Genomic DNA, 15641 nt, shown 5'->3' with positions numbered 1-15641 from the left:
ATTTGAGGCGATACTTCGCAGTTCGTGCCGTCATTCCCCGGCCGGCATCCGTGCCGCCCGTCGAGGAAGCGGGGTCGCTGTGGAGTCGCTGTCCGAGCGGGTCGCGTGCGAGGACGTACTCATGTTCGTCAACGCGGCGATCGCCTCGACGGCGCAGCGCGAGTTCCACGGCCGCGCGGAGACGCAGCGGATGTCGCTCGCTTTCCTGCACGAGTACGTGCTGGGCAACTACCGGGACCTCTACGCGGCGACGGCAGCCCTGGACATCAACCACCTCAACGCCGCGCTGGTCGTGACGAACCTGCTGCGCACCGCGTCGACCGCCAGCCCCGAGCAACGGGCGGTCGAGGGACGGCTCATCGCGGCACGGCTACGGCTGCTGCCGCCCCAGCGGGTGTACGCCGTGTTCCGTGGTCTCCGCCGGCTGGGGATCAACAACCGGCGGACCAGGGCGATCGTGCGCGACTGGGTGGCCGGTCGACCCGACCTGGCGTTCGACGCGGTCAAGTACCGCCGCTCGCTGTCCGCCGCCGCCCGACACGCCCATCTGCCGCTGCCCGACGAGGTGGGCACCGCGCTGTTCGACTGGCGTCGCCCCAAGCGGTACGAGACGCCGATCCTGGAGTCGTGGCGACGTGCCCACTACGAACAGCGCGCGCTGTACGAACTGCCGTACACGGTCGCCGAGGGGCTCGCCGCCCAGCACGGCATCGACCGGGCCCGCTTCCTGACCGGCATCGCGCCGAAGCTCACCGACGGCGAACGGCTGCGGCTCCAGTCGACCGCGACGAGGCACCGGGTCGGCGCGGTCGCCATGGACCTCGCCACCGCGCCCCTGACCCGGCTCGCCGTCTACGTGCTGTCGCTGTCCCGGCCGGAGCGGAAGCGCCGCCGCGACGAGTTGACCGGGGCGCTGCGGGCAGCGGCCCGACGCGCCGCCCGTCGGCAGGCGGGCTCGTGGGGCCGGGTCGTGGCGGTCCTCGACGACAGCTACTCCGCCTCCGGATCCGGAGTGAAGCGTCGCCGGCCCCTCGCCGTCGCTCTCGCCACCCACTACCTGCTGGAGGCGCTCGCCGCCGACTACACGGGCCTGTGGCTGCACCATCGGGGCGACCCGCTAATGGTGCACCCGGTCGGAGCGACCGGGCTCGGCGATCGCATCCTCGACGGTCTCGAACAGCGACCCGACCGGCTCGTCGTCGTCTCCGACGGCTGGGACAACGCCCCGCCCGGACAGGCCGCCGAGGTGCTCCGGGTGTGGCGTACCCGCCTCGACCCCGACGAGCGCACGAGCATCGTGCACCTCAACCCGGTCTACGACGCCGACACCTTCGACGTGCGGCGCCTCGCCCCCGGCGTGGCCAGCGTCGGCGTGCGTGACGCCGAGGACGTCGCGGCCCTCGTCGAGCTGGCCCGCTTCGCCACCGGAGGCGCCGGCTTCGACGAGCTGCGCCGTCACCTCGCCGACCGGGTCGACCGGTTCCTGACCGACGACGCCGGCACTGGGGGGTCCTGATGACCACCGCCACGACCGTGGACGGGATCGACCTGACCGGGCTGACCTTCGCCCCCGACCAGACGTGGGGCGCGGTACGCCTGGTGCCGCTGCTGCGGTCCGTACCGGTCACGGATCTGCGCCTGCACGCCCACCTGCACGACCCCGACGAGGTGTCGATCGTCCACAGCGGGCCGCGCAGCGCGTACGTCTCCTACGTGCCGCACGCCTTCGTCGCGAGCTGGACCACCGACGAGACGCCCGCCGCCGCCTACGGCACCCAACTCCACGATCCCGCCGCGTCCGCCGCCCCCGTGGGCATCCGGCTGACGGTCCGGCAGCGCATGGCCCAGCGGGACGGTCGGCAGCGGCTCCGTTTCCTGCCACTGCACCTGGCCATGGAGGGCTACCTCGCCCTCCAGTTCGGCGGCCCGCCCATCGCCTGGCAGGAGTGGACCCGGCACGCCGTCACCCAGGGCCTCTCCCCGCGCGTCGAGGCCAGCTACGCCGGCACCGCCATCCCCGGCCTCGACGACGCGCTACGCATCTTCGAGATCCACCCGGACCAGTGCGGCATGGTGCTCTACGTCGCCGACACCCTCGCGGCGGCGTTCGTCGTCAGCCACCCCGACGACTACCGCGCCCTGCACCCGACCCTGTTGCAGGACTTCTACGGCGAGCTGCTCTTCCACTACACCCACCTGTATCCGGCCGTGCCCGCGTTCACCGCCCGTCTCGACGACACCGCCGTCGCCAGCGTCGCCGACCTGCGCGCCCAACTCGCCCGGTCCCGTGCCGACTGGGCGGCCTTCCACACCGTCATGGCCGGCGGACTGTTCGCGGCGGAACGACTCACGGTCACGCCGGTGTACCGGATGGGACGCTTCACGCTGTCCCGCTTCCTGCCGGCCTTCGACCCCGACACCGAGAACCACATCGGCGAGGTGATCACCGACCCCGCCGGCCGGCTCGCGTACCTCAAGACGTTCCGGCTGTCGGCGGCCCAGACCCGCCGTGGGTACCTGCTGTCCAAGCTCGCCGCCCACGACTGGAACCTCGACGCCACCGCCGCCGCCCTCGGCACGGACCGCCCGGGAATCGTGCGCCGCCTGGCCAACGCCGGCTTCGGTCACCTGCTCCGGCCGGACATCATCGACGCCTGCCGCAACCACGCCCGCAAGCTGCGCGACCAGGCTGCGAAGATCCGGTCCAGGTAACGGAGGGCAGGGCTGATCGCCCCCTCAGCGCGGACCTGACGTGCCGCCCCGCGCGACGTGGACGGGCGCGCCTCTATCGTGGGCGGATGGCATCGGTCAGAGAGTTCCAGGTCACCTTCGACTGTGCGGACCCGGAGCGCGTCGCCAGCTTCTGGTGCGAGGTGCTGGGGTACGTCGTACCGCCGCCCCCGAGGGGGTTCGCCAGTTGGGAGGAGTTCGATCGGGCGCTGCCCGCCGAGCGTCAGGGCGCCTCGTTCGCCTGCGTCGACCCCGCCGGGGTGGGCCCGCGCCTGTTCTTCCAGCGCGTCGGAGAGGGCAAGGTCGTCAAGAACCGGGTGCACCTCGACGTGCGGGTCGGCACCGGGCTGGTGGGTGAGGAGCGCGTGGCCGCCCTGGAGGCCGAATGCGCCCGGCTGGTCGCGATCGGCGCGGTACGCGTGCGACTGCTGCGTGCCGACGGCTTCAACGAGTCGTGCCTCGTGATGCAGGACGTCGAGGGCAACGAGTTCTGCCTCGACTGAGTGGCCGCGAGCGGCTTCGACGGGCTACCGGAGCGTGCCCCGAGTCGGCATCGCCGACGGCGTCGCCGGACGCCTGGTAATTGCTGCAATCGGCGGCCGGCGACGGGTGCCCGTTCGACTCGACAGATGCCGCGTGATGACGATCAGCGGAGTGGATGCCGACGCTACTGGGAGAGGCGGCGCCCGCTGGCCTTTTCCACCGGCTTGTAGTCGGGCAGTTCCCTGGGCGTCGAACCACCGGTGATCACATTCCTGTCGCGCACCAACCCGGTCGAATCGGGATTGCCGGTCAGCTGGGTCAACGCCGCCTTGATGTGCCTGACCTTCTCGTACAACGATCACTTCTCCTTGACGGTCTCCCCCGCCGGTGTCCGGCTCACGCCGCCCGGCCCCGACCGGCCTCGACCGGGGCACGACGGCGGTTGACCAGGTAGCCGAAGACGGCGGCGGTGAAGAACATGACGATGCCGTAGACGGCGGCCGGGATCGCGATCTCGGTACTGTCCAGCAGCGCCGGGCTGATCGCGATGGTGATGGCCAGCGTGCTGTTGTGAATGCCGACCTCCATGCCGGCGGCGATCGACTCGCGCCGGCCGACGCCGGCCAGCCGCGGCACGCCGTACCCGATCAGCAGGCTGATCACGTTGAAGGCCAGCACCACCGCGCCGACCGCGAGGAAGTAGTCGGCGAGGTTCGCCCGTTCCTTGAGCACCGCCCCGAGGATCACCGCGACCAGCACGACCACCGAGAGGATCTTCACCGGCCGACCGAGCCGGTCGGCGAACCCGGGGAACCGCGACCGTAGGGCCATCCCGACAGCGACCGGCACCAGCACGATCGCGAAGACCTGGAGCACCTTGTCGAACTGGAGCCCGATCGATGCCGCGTCACCGAGGAAGTGGTCCGCCGACAGGTTCACCACCACCGGCAGGGTGACCACGGCGAGCACCGAGTTGACCGCAGTGAGCGTGACGTTGACGGCGACGTGGCCGCCGAAGAGGTGGCTGTACAGGTTGGCGGTGGTCCCACCGGGCGAGGCGGCGAGCAGCATCATGCCGACGGCCAGCTCGGGCCGGAGCCCGAAGAGCAGGACCAGACCGAAGCAGAGCGCCGGCAGCAGCAGCACCTGGCAGCCGAGGGCGATGAGCACCAGCCTCGGATACGCCGCCACCCGCCGGAAGTCCCCGGTGGTGAGCCCCAACCCGAGGCCGAGCATGACGATGCCGAGCGCGACCGGCAATCCGACCGTCGTCAACCAGGAGTCCATTCGCGGATTCTGCTGGTCGGCGCGGCCGATCACCATCGGCCGTATCGCTGGTTCTCGATCCCGCTCCGATCGGCGCACCGCACCCGGGCGGCGCCCCGGGGTGCACGACCTCCGAGCCGGGCCGGCCCCACCCGTCGGTCAGCCGTCGAGTCGGTCAGCCGTCGAGCTGGTGGCGGCGGCGGGTCAGGTAGGCCCGCTCGGCAGGGTTGCCGGCGAGACCGATGGCCCGGTCGTACGCCGCCCGCGACTCGTCGCCGCGCCCCAGCCGCCGCAGCAGGTCGGCACGCGCGGCGTGGAAGGCGTGGTAGCCGTCGAGGACCCCGGCGAGCCGGTCGATCTCGGCGAGCCCGGCCCCGGGGCCGTCGACCTCGGCGACCGCGACCGCCCGGTTGAGCCACACGATCGGTGAGGGGTCGAGCAGCGCCAGGCGGCCGTAGAGGGCGACGATGGTGGACCAGTCAGTGTCCCGGACGGTCGGGGCGTCCGTGTGGACCGCGTTGACGGCCGCCTGTAACTGGTAGCGCCCGGGTGGGTCACCGCCGGCCGCCACCGCCTCGAACCGCTCCCGGACCAGGGCGGCGCCCTCGGCGACGAGGGTGCGGTCCCACTTGCTGCGGTCCTGCTCGTCGAGGGTCACCAGTTCCCCGGTACGGGACACGCGGGCCGGCCGCCGGGCGTCGGTGAGGAGCATCAGGGCGAGCAGGCCGGCCACCTCGCCGTCGTCCGGGAGGAGGGTCCGGAGCAGGCGGCCGAGGCGGATCGCCTCGTCGGTGAGGTCGACGCGAACCGGGTCGTCGCCCTCGCTGGCGAGATAGCCCTCGTTGAAGACGAGGTAGACGACCGCGAGCACGCCGGCGAGCCGCTCGCGGACGTCGTCGGCCGAGGGCACCCGGTAGGGGATGTGCGCCGCCCTGATCTTCGCCTTGGCGCGGGTGATCCGTCGGGCCATCGTGCTCTCCTGCACCAGAAAGGCGCGGGCGATCTCGGGGACGGTGAGACCGCCGAGCAGACGCAGGGTGAGCGCCACCCGGGCCTCCATCGCGAGCGCCGGATGGCAGCAGGTGAAGACCAGTCGGAGCCGGTCGTCCTCGACCGGGCCGGTCGGCTCGGGAGGGGTGTCGTCGTACACGATCCGGGCCGCCCGGTGCTTGGCGTCGCGCTGCGATTCGCGACGGAGCCGGTCGATGGCCTTTCGGGTCGCGGTGGTGGCGAGCCAACCGCCGGGATGGGGCGGTACGCCGTCGCGCGGCCACCGCTCCGCAGCCGCCACGAACGCCTCGGCCGTCGCTTCCTCGGCGACGTCGAGGTCGCCGAAACGGCGTGCGAGGCCGGCGACCACCCGCGCCCACTCCTCGTGGTAGGCACGGGTGATCGCCTGCTCGACGGTGGGACCGGTCACGGCTCCAGCAGCGCCCGGACGGATTCGTCGGTCCGGAACGGCCGCACCTCGACCCTGCCGCGGCACGCTTTCGACCCCTCGGCGGCAAGCGCCAGCGCCACGTCGAGGTCGGCCGCCTCGATGACCCAGAAGCCGCCGAGATGCTCCTTCGTCTCCAGGTAGGGCCCGTCGGTGAAGGTCGGCCTCCCGCCCTGCCCGTCGACGGTGGTCGCGGTCGTCGCGGGCTCCAGGCCGTCGGCGAAGACGAGGTGACCGTCCCGGCGAAGCCGCTCGTTGAAGGCGCCGGTGTCGGCGAACGACTGGAGCATGGCCTCCCGGGAAGGGTAGGCGCCGAACTCGGTGGGCTCGGCCGGTCCGTACACGGACAGCAGGTACCTGGGCACCACGCTCACCTTTCTCCGGAGCCGTCACGCCGGGCCTCACCGGGACCTCGGAACCGGTGCACCTCCTGCGGCCAGTCGAGCGCCGTCGCGAGCCTACCGGCCCAGTACCGCGCCGTCTCGTCGTCGGGCACGTCCACCACGGCGAAACCGCCGAGGTGCTCCTTGGTCTCGACGTACGGGCCGTCGGTGAAGACCGGCCGGCCGTCGACCAACTCGACACTGCACACGGCGGTGGACCGGTCGAGCCCGCCGTTGCTGAAGATCAGGACATCGGCGGCCCGCATCTCCTCGATCACGGCCCGGCCGGCCACGCCCTTCGCGCGGATCTCCTCCGCCGTGTGGGGCCGCACCCACTCGTCGTTGAAGGCGATCAGGTACTCCGTCATGGGCGTCTCCTCCTGGTCTTTCCGGGACGAGGGCCTTTTCGGCTCCTCGTGTCCGGCGGCCCGAACGGCCGCCGCACTCGTTCCACGAACGGCTACCCCCTGATACGACACCATCCCGGAAACTCCATCGAGAACCCGCGCCCAGCGGTGACGGTGACACCGGCGGGGTGGCCGCTGGACGGGATAATCGGATGGGCTCACCCGGGTCGGTCACTATGGTTGGTCGATGGACGTTGTCAGCACTGCCGACGTCTCGCCGGGCGACCGGTTCGCCTTCTGGCGCGAGGTCAGCGCGAAGCTCTGGGTACCGTACGACCTGGCCAGGGAAGAGCAGACGGGACCCGGATTCGAGGCGCGGGTCGCCATCAGCGAGTTCGGCCCGGTGCAGGCGACCCTGATGACGACGATGGCGCACTCGGTGCGCCGCACGCCCCGGCTGATCCGGCAGGCCGACCCGGAAGTGTTCAAAATGAGCTGCATGGTCCGTGGCAGTGGCACGCTGACGCAGGACGGCAGACGCGCGGAGTTCGGCGCCGGGGATCTCGTGCTCTACGACACCTCACGTCCGTACGTGGCCGAACTCCGGCCGGACGACTCGACGAGCCGGATGCTGCTCCTGCGTTTCCCCCGGGCCCTGCTGCCGTTCCCTCCCCGGGAACTGCGTGAACTGAGTGCCGTCCGCATTCCCGGTGCCCGCGGCATCGGCGCGTTGTCGTCGCGTTTCCTGCTACAGCTCGCCGACCAGATGGACAGCCTGACCCCGGCCGAGAACACGCGCCTGGCCACCCTGACGCTCGACGTGCTGATCACGGCATTGGCCGACGCGCTGGACACCCGGAAGGTCGTTCCCGCGGACACGCGCCAGCGGGCGCTGACCGCCCGCATCCACGCCTTCATCCGCGACCATCTCGGTGACCCGGACCTGACCCCGAACGCGATCGCCGCAGCGCACCACATCTCCGTGCGCTACCTCCACAAGCTGTTCGAGCAGGAGGAGCACACCGTCGCCGGCTGGATCCGCGAACAGCGCCTCGACCGGTGCCGACGCGACCTCGCCGAACCCCGGCTCGCCGGCCGCACCGTCAACGCGATCGCCGCCCGGTGGGGATTCACCAGCGCCGCACACTTCAGCCAGGCGTTCCGCGCCCGTTACGGCCAGTCGCCGACCGAGTTCCGCCAGCAGTTCCCGACCGTGCACGGAGACTGAACACCTGCGCGCCCAGCCGCAGCGCTAACCTGCCGGCATGGCGAACGCCGAACTGGATGAGTTGATCGTCGCGGACGCCGACGCGCTGCGCGCGTGGTTGTCGGCGAACCACGCCACGTCGCCCGGCATCTGGCTCGCCCTGACCAGGAAGGGCGGCACCGTCACGACGCTGACCTGGCAGCAGGCGGTCGACGAGGCGCTGTGCTTCGGCTGGATCGACGGGCAGGCCCGGAAACGGGACCAGGAAACCTCCTGGATCCGGTTCACTCCACGCCGACCTCGCAGCTCCTGGTCGCAACGCAACGTCACCCACGTGGCCCGGCTGGAAGCCCAGGGACGGATGCAGCCCTCCGGCCGCGCCGCGGTGGAGGCCGCCAAGGCGGACGGACGGTGGGCGGCCGCGTACGCCCCACCCTCGGAGGCCGAGGTGCCGGCCGACCTCCTCGCCGCCATCGCCGCCGACCCCGCCGCCCAGGCCATGTTCGACGTCCTCACCAAGACCAACCGGTTCGCCCTCATCCACCGCCTCAACGCCGTCAAACGGGCACAGACCCGCGAGCGGAAGATCGTCGAGTTCGTCGCCATGCTCGCCCGCCACGAGACGATCTACCCGCAGAAGGCCAAGCCCTCGACCTCGCCGTAACCGGACATCTCCGCGTGATGCGGCGGCAGCGTGCCCGCAGTTCCAGACGGGCGGCGGGTTCTTTCCGCCGCCCGTCCGGCAGTTCGCGGACGGTGAGCCCCGCTGACAACGGCACTGCGAGATGTCACAGGCCGCGGAAGTCCGCCGCGTGGTCGATCGCCCACTCCCGGAAGGTTCGCGCCGGGGTGCCCGTGATGCGCTCCACCTCATCGTTGACCGGCTCCGGATTGTCGAGCATCGCCGCCTGGGCCGGCATCACGGCCTCCACCAGCTCTGCCGGGTAGCCTGCGGCCTTCATCTGCTCGATGGCCTCGTCCAGTGAAACCTCCTCGAACCGCACCGGCCGCCCGATCGCCTCGCTGATCAGCGCCACCTGCCGTTCCTGGCTGATCAGTTCAGGGCCGGTGATCAGGGGGCGGGCGCCGAGCAGAGCGTCGCTTGTCAGCGCCGAGACGGCGACCGCAGCCATGTCCGCCTCGTGGATCAGCGGGCGGGCCAGCCTTGCCAGTGGCGCCCGTACCGTACCGGTCCTGCGGATCTCTTCCGCCCAGCCCAGCGTGTTGCTCGCGAACCCGGTGGGCCGCAACGCCGTCCACTCCAGGCCCGACGCCCCGACCAGCCGCTCCAACTCCGTGTGGAACATGGTGATCGCCTCGCCCGGGTCCTCCTCGTCGCGGACCCCGGCAGATGACAGGTAGACCACCCGGTGGGCGCGCTTCCCGATCACGTCGAGCACGTCCGACGCACCCTCGGCGCTCAGGAACGGCCACACCAGGAAGACCGAATGGACGCCTTCCAGAGCCGGTTCCAGCGACGCGGGATCACCGAGATCGCCGCGTACCGCCTGCACCCCCTCCGGGAAGTCCGCCTCCCCTCTTACCAGCGCCCGAACGGGGACGCCCGCCGCGTGCAGTCGGGTCACCACCGCGCCGCCGACATTTCCCGTCGCACCGGTCACCAGGATCCTGGGCTGCGTCATCGGAATCCCCTCGTCTCGCCGTATGCCGACCCGACTCTCGTACATCAACCAAGGTTCAGGTAAAGCACCGAACGGCCGGAGCGGTGGTCCGGTGTCGTGCCGACCCATGACTGGAGATCGGTACGCCCTCGAGTCACTGGCGAGTCCATCAAAGCGGGGGTGGCGCAGCTTGCTGCGTCCCTGGGGTCATCGTCGCCGCACCGTGAGGTTGAGCTCGGTGACGGCCAGGTGGGTGATGTCGGGTAGCTGGTCCTCGTCGAGGGTGATCCCGTGCAGGTTGCCGAGGCTGGCCTTCGGGTCGTGCAGCGAACTGCCCCGCAGGCCGGCGCCGTGGAGGTGGCAGGAGTCGAGTTCGAAGCGGGCGAGCTGGCAGGACCGGAGGACGGTGTCGGGGAGTCGGCAGGCCGACCAGGTGGCGTCGGTGAGGATGCAGTCGACGAAGGCCACGGCTCCGGCGGCGGTGATCCGGGTGAGGGTGGCGTAGCGAAGCGGCATCCCTCGAACAGGACATCCTTGACGCGGATGTCGGCGAGTCTGGCGCCGGTGAACCGGGAACCGGCGCAGCAGACCCCCTCACAACCCCACCTGGGTTCGAAGAGGCGGCATGACCCGGTGTCCACAGCCCGGAGGGACCTCAGGTTGCCCTGGCCGTACGGCCAGGGCAACCACGATCATCTACGCGACCGCGAAACTGTTTTCCGCAGTCAGCACGTCACGGACCTCGGGCGACAGGATGCACGCCAGGCGCAGACCTGTCGTGCCCGGAGAGCCCGCGTCAGGCGCAGATCATCGGGATCAGAAGCGAGTAGCAACCTTGACCGGGATCAGGGGCGCGCCTCACGGACCCGCTCGAGGCCGAGTTGCGGGCTGGTGACGAGGCGGTAGTCAGCCGACTCCGCATCGGAGAGAGGGTTGCCACGAACTGCGGTGAAGTCGGGCCCTGCGGAGTCCGGTGCGCGCACTGACCGCATCTGCGCTCTCACCGCCTCCGCCCGCAGTTGATCAGTGATGACACGGGTGGACGAGTTGGCTGCCTCACGTAGGTCAGACAGACCACCGATGATCTCGGCGAAGGACTGGGAGGAAACACCCTCGTCCGCCTGCGTGGACTGCTCGTCTCCAATCAACCGGTTTGACGTGAGGAAGAAGCCGTCCTTCCCGAGATAGCGCTCGTACATGATGCTGACGAGCGCGAAGAGGCGCATGTACGCACGACGGTAGGCAAATTCAAAAAACCTCAGGGCCTCCGTTTCGCTGACCTCGCCACGGTCCATCGAAGCGACACACGCGGCCGCGGTCAACGCGCTGTAGAGCGCGAGATGCACGCCGGTGGACAAGAGCGGATCCAGGAAACATGCCGCGTCGCCCACAATCGCGTAACCTGGTCCGCAGAACTGATCTGCGATATACGAGTAATCGGTTTCGACTCTCGTCTTACCAAGAAACTCCGCCCCGGCGGTCAGGCCCGCTATGGTCGGCGAGGCTGCAATGAGGTGCAGGTACAGTCCATCCGACGACGGGTGCTCGTGGCGATCACGTGCGAAGGCGTCCTTAGTGGTAACGTAACCGATACTCATCCGCCCGCCGGCCATCGGGATCACCCAGTACCAACCCTCTGGCGAAGAAATAATATTAATTCCTCCGGTCGGCGTTTCGGGGAGCAGCCTGGCGCCGGTCCAGTAGCCCCAGATGCCGACATTCCGTAGGTTATCCAGCGGCTCACGGTTGCCGAAGTGTCGGGTGCTGAGCAGCCCGTTACGCCCGGTGGCGTCAATCAGAAAGTCGAAATCGTCGATAGTAAAGGATTCACCGTCGTCCGGGGAGCACTCCACGGCCACTGGCCGGCCGTCGGCAAACTGAACCGACCGACCGGTGACGCCGGTGGTGACAGTAACCCCGTTCTGGCGGGCATGCTCCAGCAGCAGCGTGTCGAACTCGCTCCGATCCACCTGCCATGATTGCATTCCGGACTGCTGGTACCAGTCAAACGCCCACTGGTCATCATCCCAGTGGATGACGCCTCCATTCTTTTTCACAAAACCGTAGTCATCGAGAATTTTAGACACGCCGATCACGTCCAGCACCACCCGGCACGACGGCGTAAGCGACTCACCCACGTGGTATCGCGGAAAATGGGTGCTCTCGATGAGCCGCACGTCGAGCCCGGCCTGGGCCATTGCCGTTGCCGCAGTGCTCCCGGCTGGACCACCGCCGATTACGAGAACCTTCATGTCTCTGCCACCTTGCCGTTCTGGCCGTAGCCAAGGGGATGGGTTCGCCAACGATGTGACGGCGTCTTTCCTGAAGTCGAACTGCGGCTCGGCCAGCCGTAGCAGCTGGCTCGCCTGGACATCGGCGGAGCGCTTCCACGGCTGCGACCAGGGTCGCAGCCGGAATCAGGGACGTAGTGCCGGCCGGCGGGGCGCTGTCTGCTCCAACCGACTGGGGCATGCGCGCCATCGAGGCGTGCACTGACGCGGAGACGGATCCTGTCGAACCTCACCCGTTCGACCCGGAACGTAACGAGGTCGGCCAGGGGAACTCGAGGAGATCACGTCCGTGCACGGTAACTCGCAGCAGCAATCCGCTGATCTGATACCGAGGCAACTCCCCCTTTCCAGCAGCAACACGTGATTCCGCGGCCTGTTGAGCAGCGTGGACATTGCTACGGAATCCCGGAACACCCCCGACCACGGTAGCGCCACACTCGTTCTCCGCATCCCCACTCTCACCAGGACCCGGTCTGGTGTCCATGGGTAACGGCGGTGCCTATCCGCCGAGATCGGGGAGAAGAGCACGTCCACGATCGCACTCCTGACCGGCCGGGCGATGCGGCGCAATTAGATGGTCGATGACCATCAGCGCGATGACGATTGATCGGCACAAATTCACGCTGCGTGTATCGGCTTCGGATGACCGGCGGTGCGCGATGCCAACCCACCCAATCGCACGAGCCGCTGCCGAGCATCAAGCAGCATCACACCGGCGCCCCCGGACCTGTCGCTCGTGCCGATGATTGCGGAGACACAGGCGCGGACCGTCGGTCCCGGCGGCAAGCCCATACTGACTGCTTGCGCGCCCGATGCGGCGAACTCGATGACGAACGAAGCAGCACAGGCGATCCCCATCCTCGTACGGCGACGATGGAGATCGTACATGAAGATGGCACCGATCAGCGCTTCGCTTCACGGACTACCCGAGAGTCGGCGCCATTGATCAAGGTCGACACCATGAACAGGGCTGCACGCTTTCCGCGTTTGACCTGGATGCGCCCGCCGGGCAGGACGCGATCCCACCCGGGCCGACCATGTCATGGCGCGAGTGCTGGCACGGCGGCCGCCGGCGTTCGCCGAGAGCCGGAAGGCGGTTCGGCATATTCTTTGCCTCCCGTCGCTGCCGACCGCGAGGCCGTATTGCCATTCGGACTACCCTTACTGTCCATGAGCTGGGATTTGGGGCCGCCAGACGGGCGGCCGTGACGGCGGTCGCCCGGGTGGGCTCAGCGGGTTTCGCGCCGAGTTCGGCGATCTTGGCCTTGAGGGCCTCGGCGTCGGGCAGGTTGTACTTCTTCTCGGCCTCGATGTAGCGCACGGTGTTTCTCATCAGTAGGTACTGGGCGTTTCGGCTGGGTCCGGCCAACAGCGGCGGCTTGTGCGGAGCACCGGGTGGTGGCAGGTGAAGTAGCCGACCTTGCTGAACCGGCCGGGTCCCGGTGCAACCGAGACGGCTTGCTGCGTCCCAGGAGTCATCGTCGCTGCACCGTGAGGTTGAGCTCGGTGACGGCCAGATGGGTGATGTCGGGTAGCTGGTCCTCGTCGAGGGTGATCCCGTGCAGGTTGCCGAGGCTGGTCTTCAGGTCGTGCAGCGAGTTCTCCCGAAGGTCTGCGCCCTGGAGTTGGCAGGAGACGAGTTCGAGACGGGCGAGTTGGCAGGACCTGAGAACTATGTTGGGGAGTCGACAGGAGGACCACGTGGCGTCGGTGAGGATGCAGTCGACGAAGGCCACGGCTCCGGCGGCGGTGATCCGGGTGAGGGTGGCGTAGTCGAAACGACATCCCTCAAACAGGACATCCTTGAACCGGATGTCGGTGAGTCTGGTGCCCGTGAACCGCGAGCCGGTGACAGCGCAACGCTCGATGGTGACGCCGGACAGGGCCGCGCCGGAGAAGTCGGTGCGGGTGACCTCACAGCCGAAGAGGGTTCCCGCCTCCCAGGTGCTCTCGCTGAGGTCCGCTCCGGTGATCCGGCTGCTGCGGATCCTGACACCCTCGAGCTCAGCCCCACGCCAGGAGGCATCCTCCACGACGGCGTCGCTGAGATCGTCGGTCAGTTCGCTGGTGCTGTCGAGGCCGTCGGGGTCGAGATCCGGGACCAGGATCCGCAGGTCGCCGACTGTGGTGGTTCGCATGTGTCCTCTACCTGCTTCTTAGGCGACGTGGGGCGGGCGGGCCGCCCCACGCGCCGGGTGTCGGATCCGCTGTCAGCGGGTCACTTCTTCTTGTTCCAGTTGCCCCAGCCCGGGCGGCTGTCGAAGCTGCCTCGGTTGTCCCAGGTAGGCCGGTTGTCGAACGTCGCGGCGTCGACCGACGCTACCGCCCGGGACGGCTTGACACCGAGACGGTCGAGGCGTTGCGGCGCGGCGTTGATCAGTGCGGCGAGGGCGTGGTCATGCTGCTCCGCCAGTCGGGGTGAGGTGGTCCGCGGTGGCGCGGACGAGGGCCTGCCGGGTAGTGCGGCAGTAGGCGGTCTCGCGGGTGGTGAAGGTGCGGTGCTCGAAGTAGCGGTTGCCGGCAGGGGCGGGCCGCCGGCGGACCGGGCGCGGCCGGTCTTCCTTCGGTAACGGGCTATGCGCCACGGGCGAGCCCGTAGGGTCGGTCGCGTGGCCGAGACGCAGACCGAACCTGACATCTCCTACATCGCCAGTCGGAGCCGAGCAAGACCACTCACTTCCATACTGGTGCCATCACCGGCCAGCGGCCGGTCCGCCCTGCCGCCCGAACCGAAAGCACTGCTGCCGTCCCGCACCGCGCTTGCGTCCTCGTCCCGACCGAGCCCCATGGCCGGACGCGAAATGCTCAGGCCGACCGCGATCCGTTCCAGTACCTCGTAGGCCGTGACCTGCCGGACCCCCTTGGCGATCTCCGCTGCACGGTTGGGCGAGACGCCGACGAGAGCCGCGATCCTGCCATAGGAGACACCGCGAGCATGGAGAAACCGGAATAGAGCGGCTACGTCCCGCTGCCGCAGGAACTCACTGATCGGCCGACCGTTCCAGACTCCCGAACTCCACCACTCGGGATCCACCTGCACGCCCACGACCACCCCGTCCGGACGACCCTTACACGGACCAGCAGCTCGGCGCATTCGCCGCGTGACAGCAAGTCAACAGGCAGGCCGAAGCCGATGAATATCCACCACAGAATCGAGGCACGCCGCAGCATCGGGAACCCTCACGATGGGCCCCCACGGTGACCAGACCACAGCGAGATCAGGCGTACGCGAGAAGACGAGGCACGGTCACCACCACCACAAACGAGCCGCACCAGGAGACCCTGGACAACCGCCAGCGTCCACGGCAACGCCACCCGTCCACGGGAAGCCGCAACGGTCCGACCGCTCCCGAGCACCTACCGAGCACCGGGCCACCGACGGGGAAACGAAAAAGGCTCCGACCCAGGGTGAAACCCCAGGTCAGAGCCTTTTTTGCTGGTGCGCCGCCAGGGACTCGAACCCCGAACCCGCGGATTAAGAGATAGATAGCGATCAAGCATTGGGTCCAGTCCGGCCGCATGAGTCCATCTGTTCGCGGGCAGTCCCCAGCTTCAGCTGGACAACGTCCCACCCAGTCCGCTGAGCGCCGGCCCGTCCATCGCGCCGGAGCACCCACGGAGCACCCGCGTGGCATCGGCTCTCAAGCGCTGGCGGGCGAGCGTTTGCAGTGATTAGTTCGGCGCCCGGATGCGCTGGCGGGGCTGGACTGGGCGAATGGCCGTGGCAAAGCCGAACACCCACAGCAACTGTCGGTTCCGCCTGAAAACTGACCACGTGGTTCCGGCTGAATCGGGACCACCTCCTGAAGCATCGGGAGGTGCTGAGCGTGGAGGACTGGGCGGAGATCCGGCGGCTGCGGCGGTCGGAGGGTAT

Annotated in this window: 15 protein-coding genes and 1 pseudogene; 5 read left to right on the top strand and 11 right to left on the bottom strand. The window is 69.1% G+C overall.

The window, feature by feature from the left end:
* The first annotated feature begins 79 nt into the window (after positions 1-79).
* The 3 genes from QSK20_RS20755 to QSK20_RS20745 all read left to right on the top strand — a co-directional run bounded on the left by QSK20_RS20755 (position 80) and on the right by QSK20_RS20745 (position 3233).
* A complete protein-coding gene (locus QSK20_RS20755; RefSeq protein WP_285790259.1) occupies positions 80-1516 on the top strand; it encodes a hypothetical protein in 1437 nt (478 codons plus the stop codon).
* The gene (locus tag QSK20_RS20750) at positions 1516-2712 is read left to right on the top strand and encodes an ARPP-2 domain-containing protein (RefSeq protein WP_285790258.1); all 1197 of its coding nucleotides are present in this window, start codon (positions 1516-1518) and stop codon (positions 2710-2712) included. Before QSK20_RS20755 ends, QSK20_RS20750 begins: the two co-directional genes overlap by 1 nt.
* A gap of 86 nt (positions 2713-2798) precedes the next feature.
* A complete protein-coding gene (locus tag QSK20_RS20745; protein ID WP_285790257.1) occupies positions 2799-3233 on the top strand; it encodes a VOC family protein in 435 nt (144 codons plus the stop codon).
* Between the two features lie 164 nt (positions 3234-3397).
* Here the strand turns inward: QSK20_RS20745 and QSK20_RS20740 are convergent, their stop codons facing one another.
* The 5 genes from QSK20_RS20740 to QSK20_RS20720 all read right to left on the bottom strand — a co-directional run bounded on the left by QSK20_RS20740 (position 3398) and on the right by QSK20_RS20720 (position 6668).
* Entirely contained in the window at positions 3398-3568 is a 171-nt protein-coding gene (locus QSK20_RS20740) for a hypothetical protein (RefSeq protein WP_285790256.1), read from the bottom strand.
* A 41-nt stretch (positions 3569-3609) separates the two neighbouring features.
* Positions 3610-4500, bottom strand: coding sequence for a bile acid:sodium symporter family protein (locus QSK20_RS20735; protein WP_285790255.1), 891 nt, complete (start codon positions 4498-4500; stop codon positions 3610-3612).
* A gap of 154 nt (positions 4501-4654) precedes the next feature.
* Positions 4655-5899: an RNA polymerase sigma factor gene (locus QSK20_RS20730; protein WP_285790254.1), complete on the bottom strand. Its 1245-nt coding sequence runs from the start codon at positions 5897-5899 to the stop codon at positions 4655-4657.
* On the bottom strand, positions 5896-6291 hold the full coding sequence (locus tag QSK20_RS20725; RefSeq protein ID WP_285790253.1) for a YciI family protein: 396 nt from the start codon (positions 6289-6291) through the stop codon (positions 5896-5898). The genes QSK20_RS20730 and QSK20_RS20725 overlap by 4 nt, the downstream gene beginning before the upstream one ends.
* Positions 6288-6668 (bottom strand): YciI family protein, encoded by a 381-nt coding sequence (locus QSK20_RS20720; RefSeq protein ID WP_088980350.1) that lies wholly within the window; start codon positions 6666-6668, stop codon positions 6288-6290. The genes QSK20_RS20725 and QSK20_RS20720 overlap by 4 nt, the downstream gene beginning before the upstream one ends.
* Positions 6669-6894: 226 nt before the next feature.
* On the opposite strand from QSK20_RS20720, the gene QSK20_RS20715 reads away from it, so the two are divergent.
* Both QSK20_RS20715 and QSK20_RS20710 read left to right on the top strand, forming a co-directional pair.
* The gene (locus tag QSK20_RS20715; protein WP_285790252.1) at positions 6895-7875 is read left to right on the top strand and encodes an AraC-like ligand-binding domain-containing protein; all 981 of its coding nucleotides are present in this window, start codon (positions 6895-6897) and stop codon (positions 7873-7875) included.
* Positions 7876-7912: 37 nt separating this feature from the next.
* Complete coding sequence (locus QSK20_RS20710) at positions 7913-8518, top strand: YdeI/OmpD-associated family protein (protein ID WP_285790251.1); 606 nt, start codon at positions 7913-7915, stop codon at positions 8516-8518.
* A 124-nt stretch (positions 8519-8642) separates the two neighbouring features.
* Here the strand turns inward: QSK20_RS20710 and QSK20_RS20705 are convergent, their stop codons facing one another.
* The 6 genes and pseudogenes from QSK20_RS20705 to QSK20_RS20675 all read right to left on the bottom strand — a co-directional run bounded on the left by QSK20_RS20705 (position 8643) and on the right by QSK20_RS20675 (position 14813).
* Positions 8643-9605, bottom strand: a complete 963-nt coding sequence (locus QSK20_RS20705) for an NmrA family NAD(P)-binding protein (RefSeq protein ID WP_285790250.1) — start codon at positions 9603-9605, stop codon at positions 8643-8645.
* A gap of 78 nt (positions 9606-9683) precedes the next feature.
* A pseudogene (locus QSK20_RS20700) lies at positions 9684-10057 on the bottom strand (pentapeptide repeat-containing protein); the annotation flags it as partial.
* 264 nt (positions 10058-10321) lie between these two features.
* Entirely contained in the window at positions 10322-11728 is a 1407-nt protein-coding gene (locus QSK20_RS20695; RefSeq protein ID WP_285790249.1) for an NAD(P)/FAD-dependent oxidoreductase, read from the bottom strand.
* A 1514-nt stretch (positions 11729-13242) separates the two neighbouring features.
* Positions 13243-13905, bottom strand: a complete 663-nt coding sequence (locus QSK20_RS20690; protein WP_285790248.1) for a pentapeptide repeat-containing protein — start codon at positions 13903-13905, stop codon at positions 13243-13245.
* An 80-nt stretch (positions 13906-13985) separates the two neighbouring features.
* A complete protein-coding gene (gene amcA, locus QSK20_RS20685) occupies positions 13986-14180 on the bottom strand; it encodes a multiple cyclophane-containing RiPP AmcA (RefSeq protein WP_502888973.1) in 195 nt (64 codons plus the stop codon).
* Positions 14181-14408: 228 nt separating this feature from the next.
* Complete coding sequence (locus QSK20_RS20675) at positions 14409-14813, bottom strand: hypothetical protein (RefSeq protein ID WP_285790247.1); 405 nt, start codon at positions 14811-14813, stop codon at positions 14409-14411.
* Between the last annotated feature and the right edge of the window lie 828 nt (positions 14814-15641).

This window comes from Micromonospora sp. NBRC 101691 (assembly GCF_030269285.1).
In the GTDB taxonomy this organism is placed as follows: Bacteria; Actinomycetota; Actinomycetes; order Mycobacteriales; family Micromonosporaceae; genus Micromonospora; species Micromonospora echinospora.
The sequence above is the reverse complement of the archived record's forward strand: the minus strand, read 5'-3'. Positions and strand labels throughout refer to the sequence as shown.

Coding starts and splice junctions, on each gene's coding strand:
- QSK20_RS20750 (WP_285790258.1), top strand. CDS start 1,516: ATGACCACCGCCACGACCGTGGACGGGATCGACCTGACCGGGCTGACC.
- QSK20_RS20695 (WP_285790249.1), bottom strand. CDS start 11,728: ATGAAGGTTCTCGTAATCGGCGGTGGTCCAGCCGGGAGCACTGCGGCA.
- QSK20_RS20735 (WP_285790255.1), bottom strand. CDS start 4,500: ATGGACTCCTGGTTGACGACGGTCGGATTGCCGGTCGCGCTCGGCATC.
- QSK20_RS20710 (WP_285790251.1), top strand. CDS start 7,913: ATGGCGAACGCCGAACTGGATGAGTTGATCGTCGCGGACGCCGACGCG.
- QSK20_RS20720 (WP_088980350.1), bottom strand. CDS start 6,668: ATGACGGAGTACCTGATCGCCTTCAACGACGAGTGGGTGCGGCCCCAC.
- QSK20_RS20705 (WP_285790250.1), bottom strand. CDS start 9,605: ATGGGTCGGCACGACACCGGACCACCGCTCCGGCCGTTCGGTGCTTTA.
- QSK20_RS20745 (WP_285790257.1), top strand. CDS start 2,799: ATGGCATCGGTCAGAGAGTTCCAGGTCACCTTCGACTGTGCGGACCCG.
- QSK20_RS20690 (WP_285790248.1), bottom strand. CDS start 13,905: ATGCGAACCACCACAGTCGGCGACCTGCGGATCCTGGTCCCGGATCTC.
- QSK20_RS20715 (WP_285790252.1), top strand. CDS start 6,895: ATGGACGTTGTCAGCACTGCCGACGTCTCGCCGGGCGACCGGTTCGCC.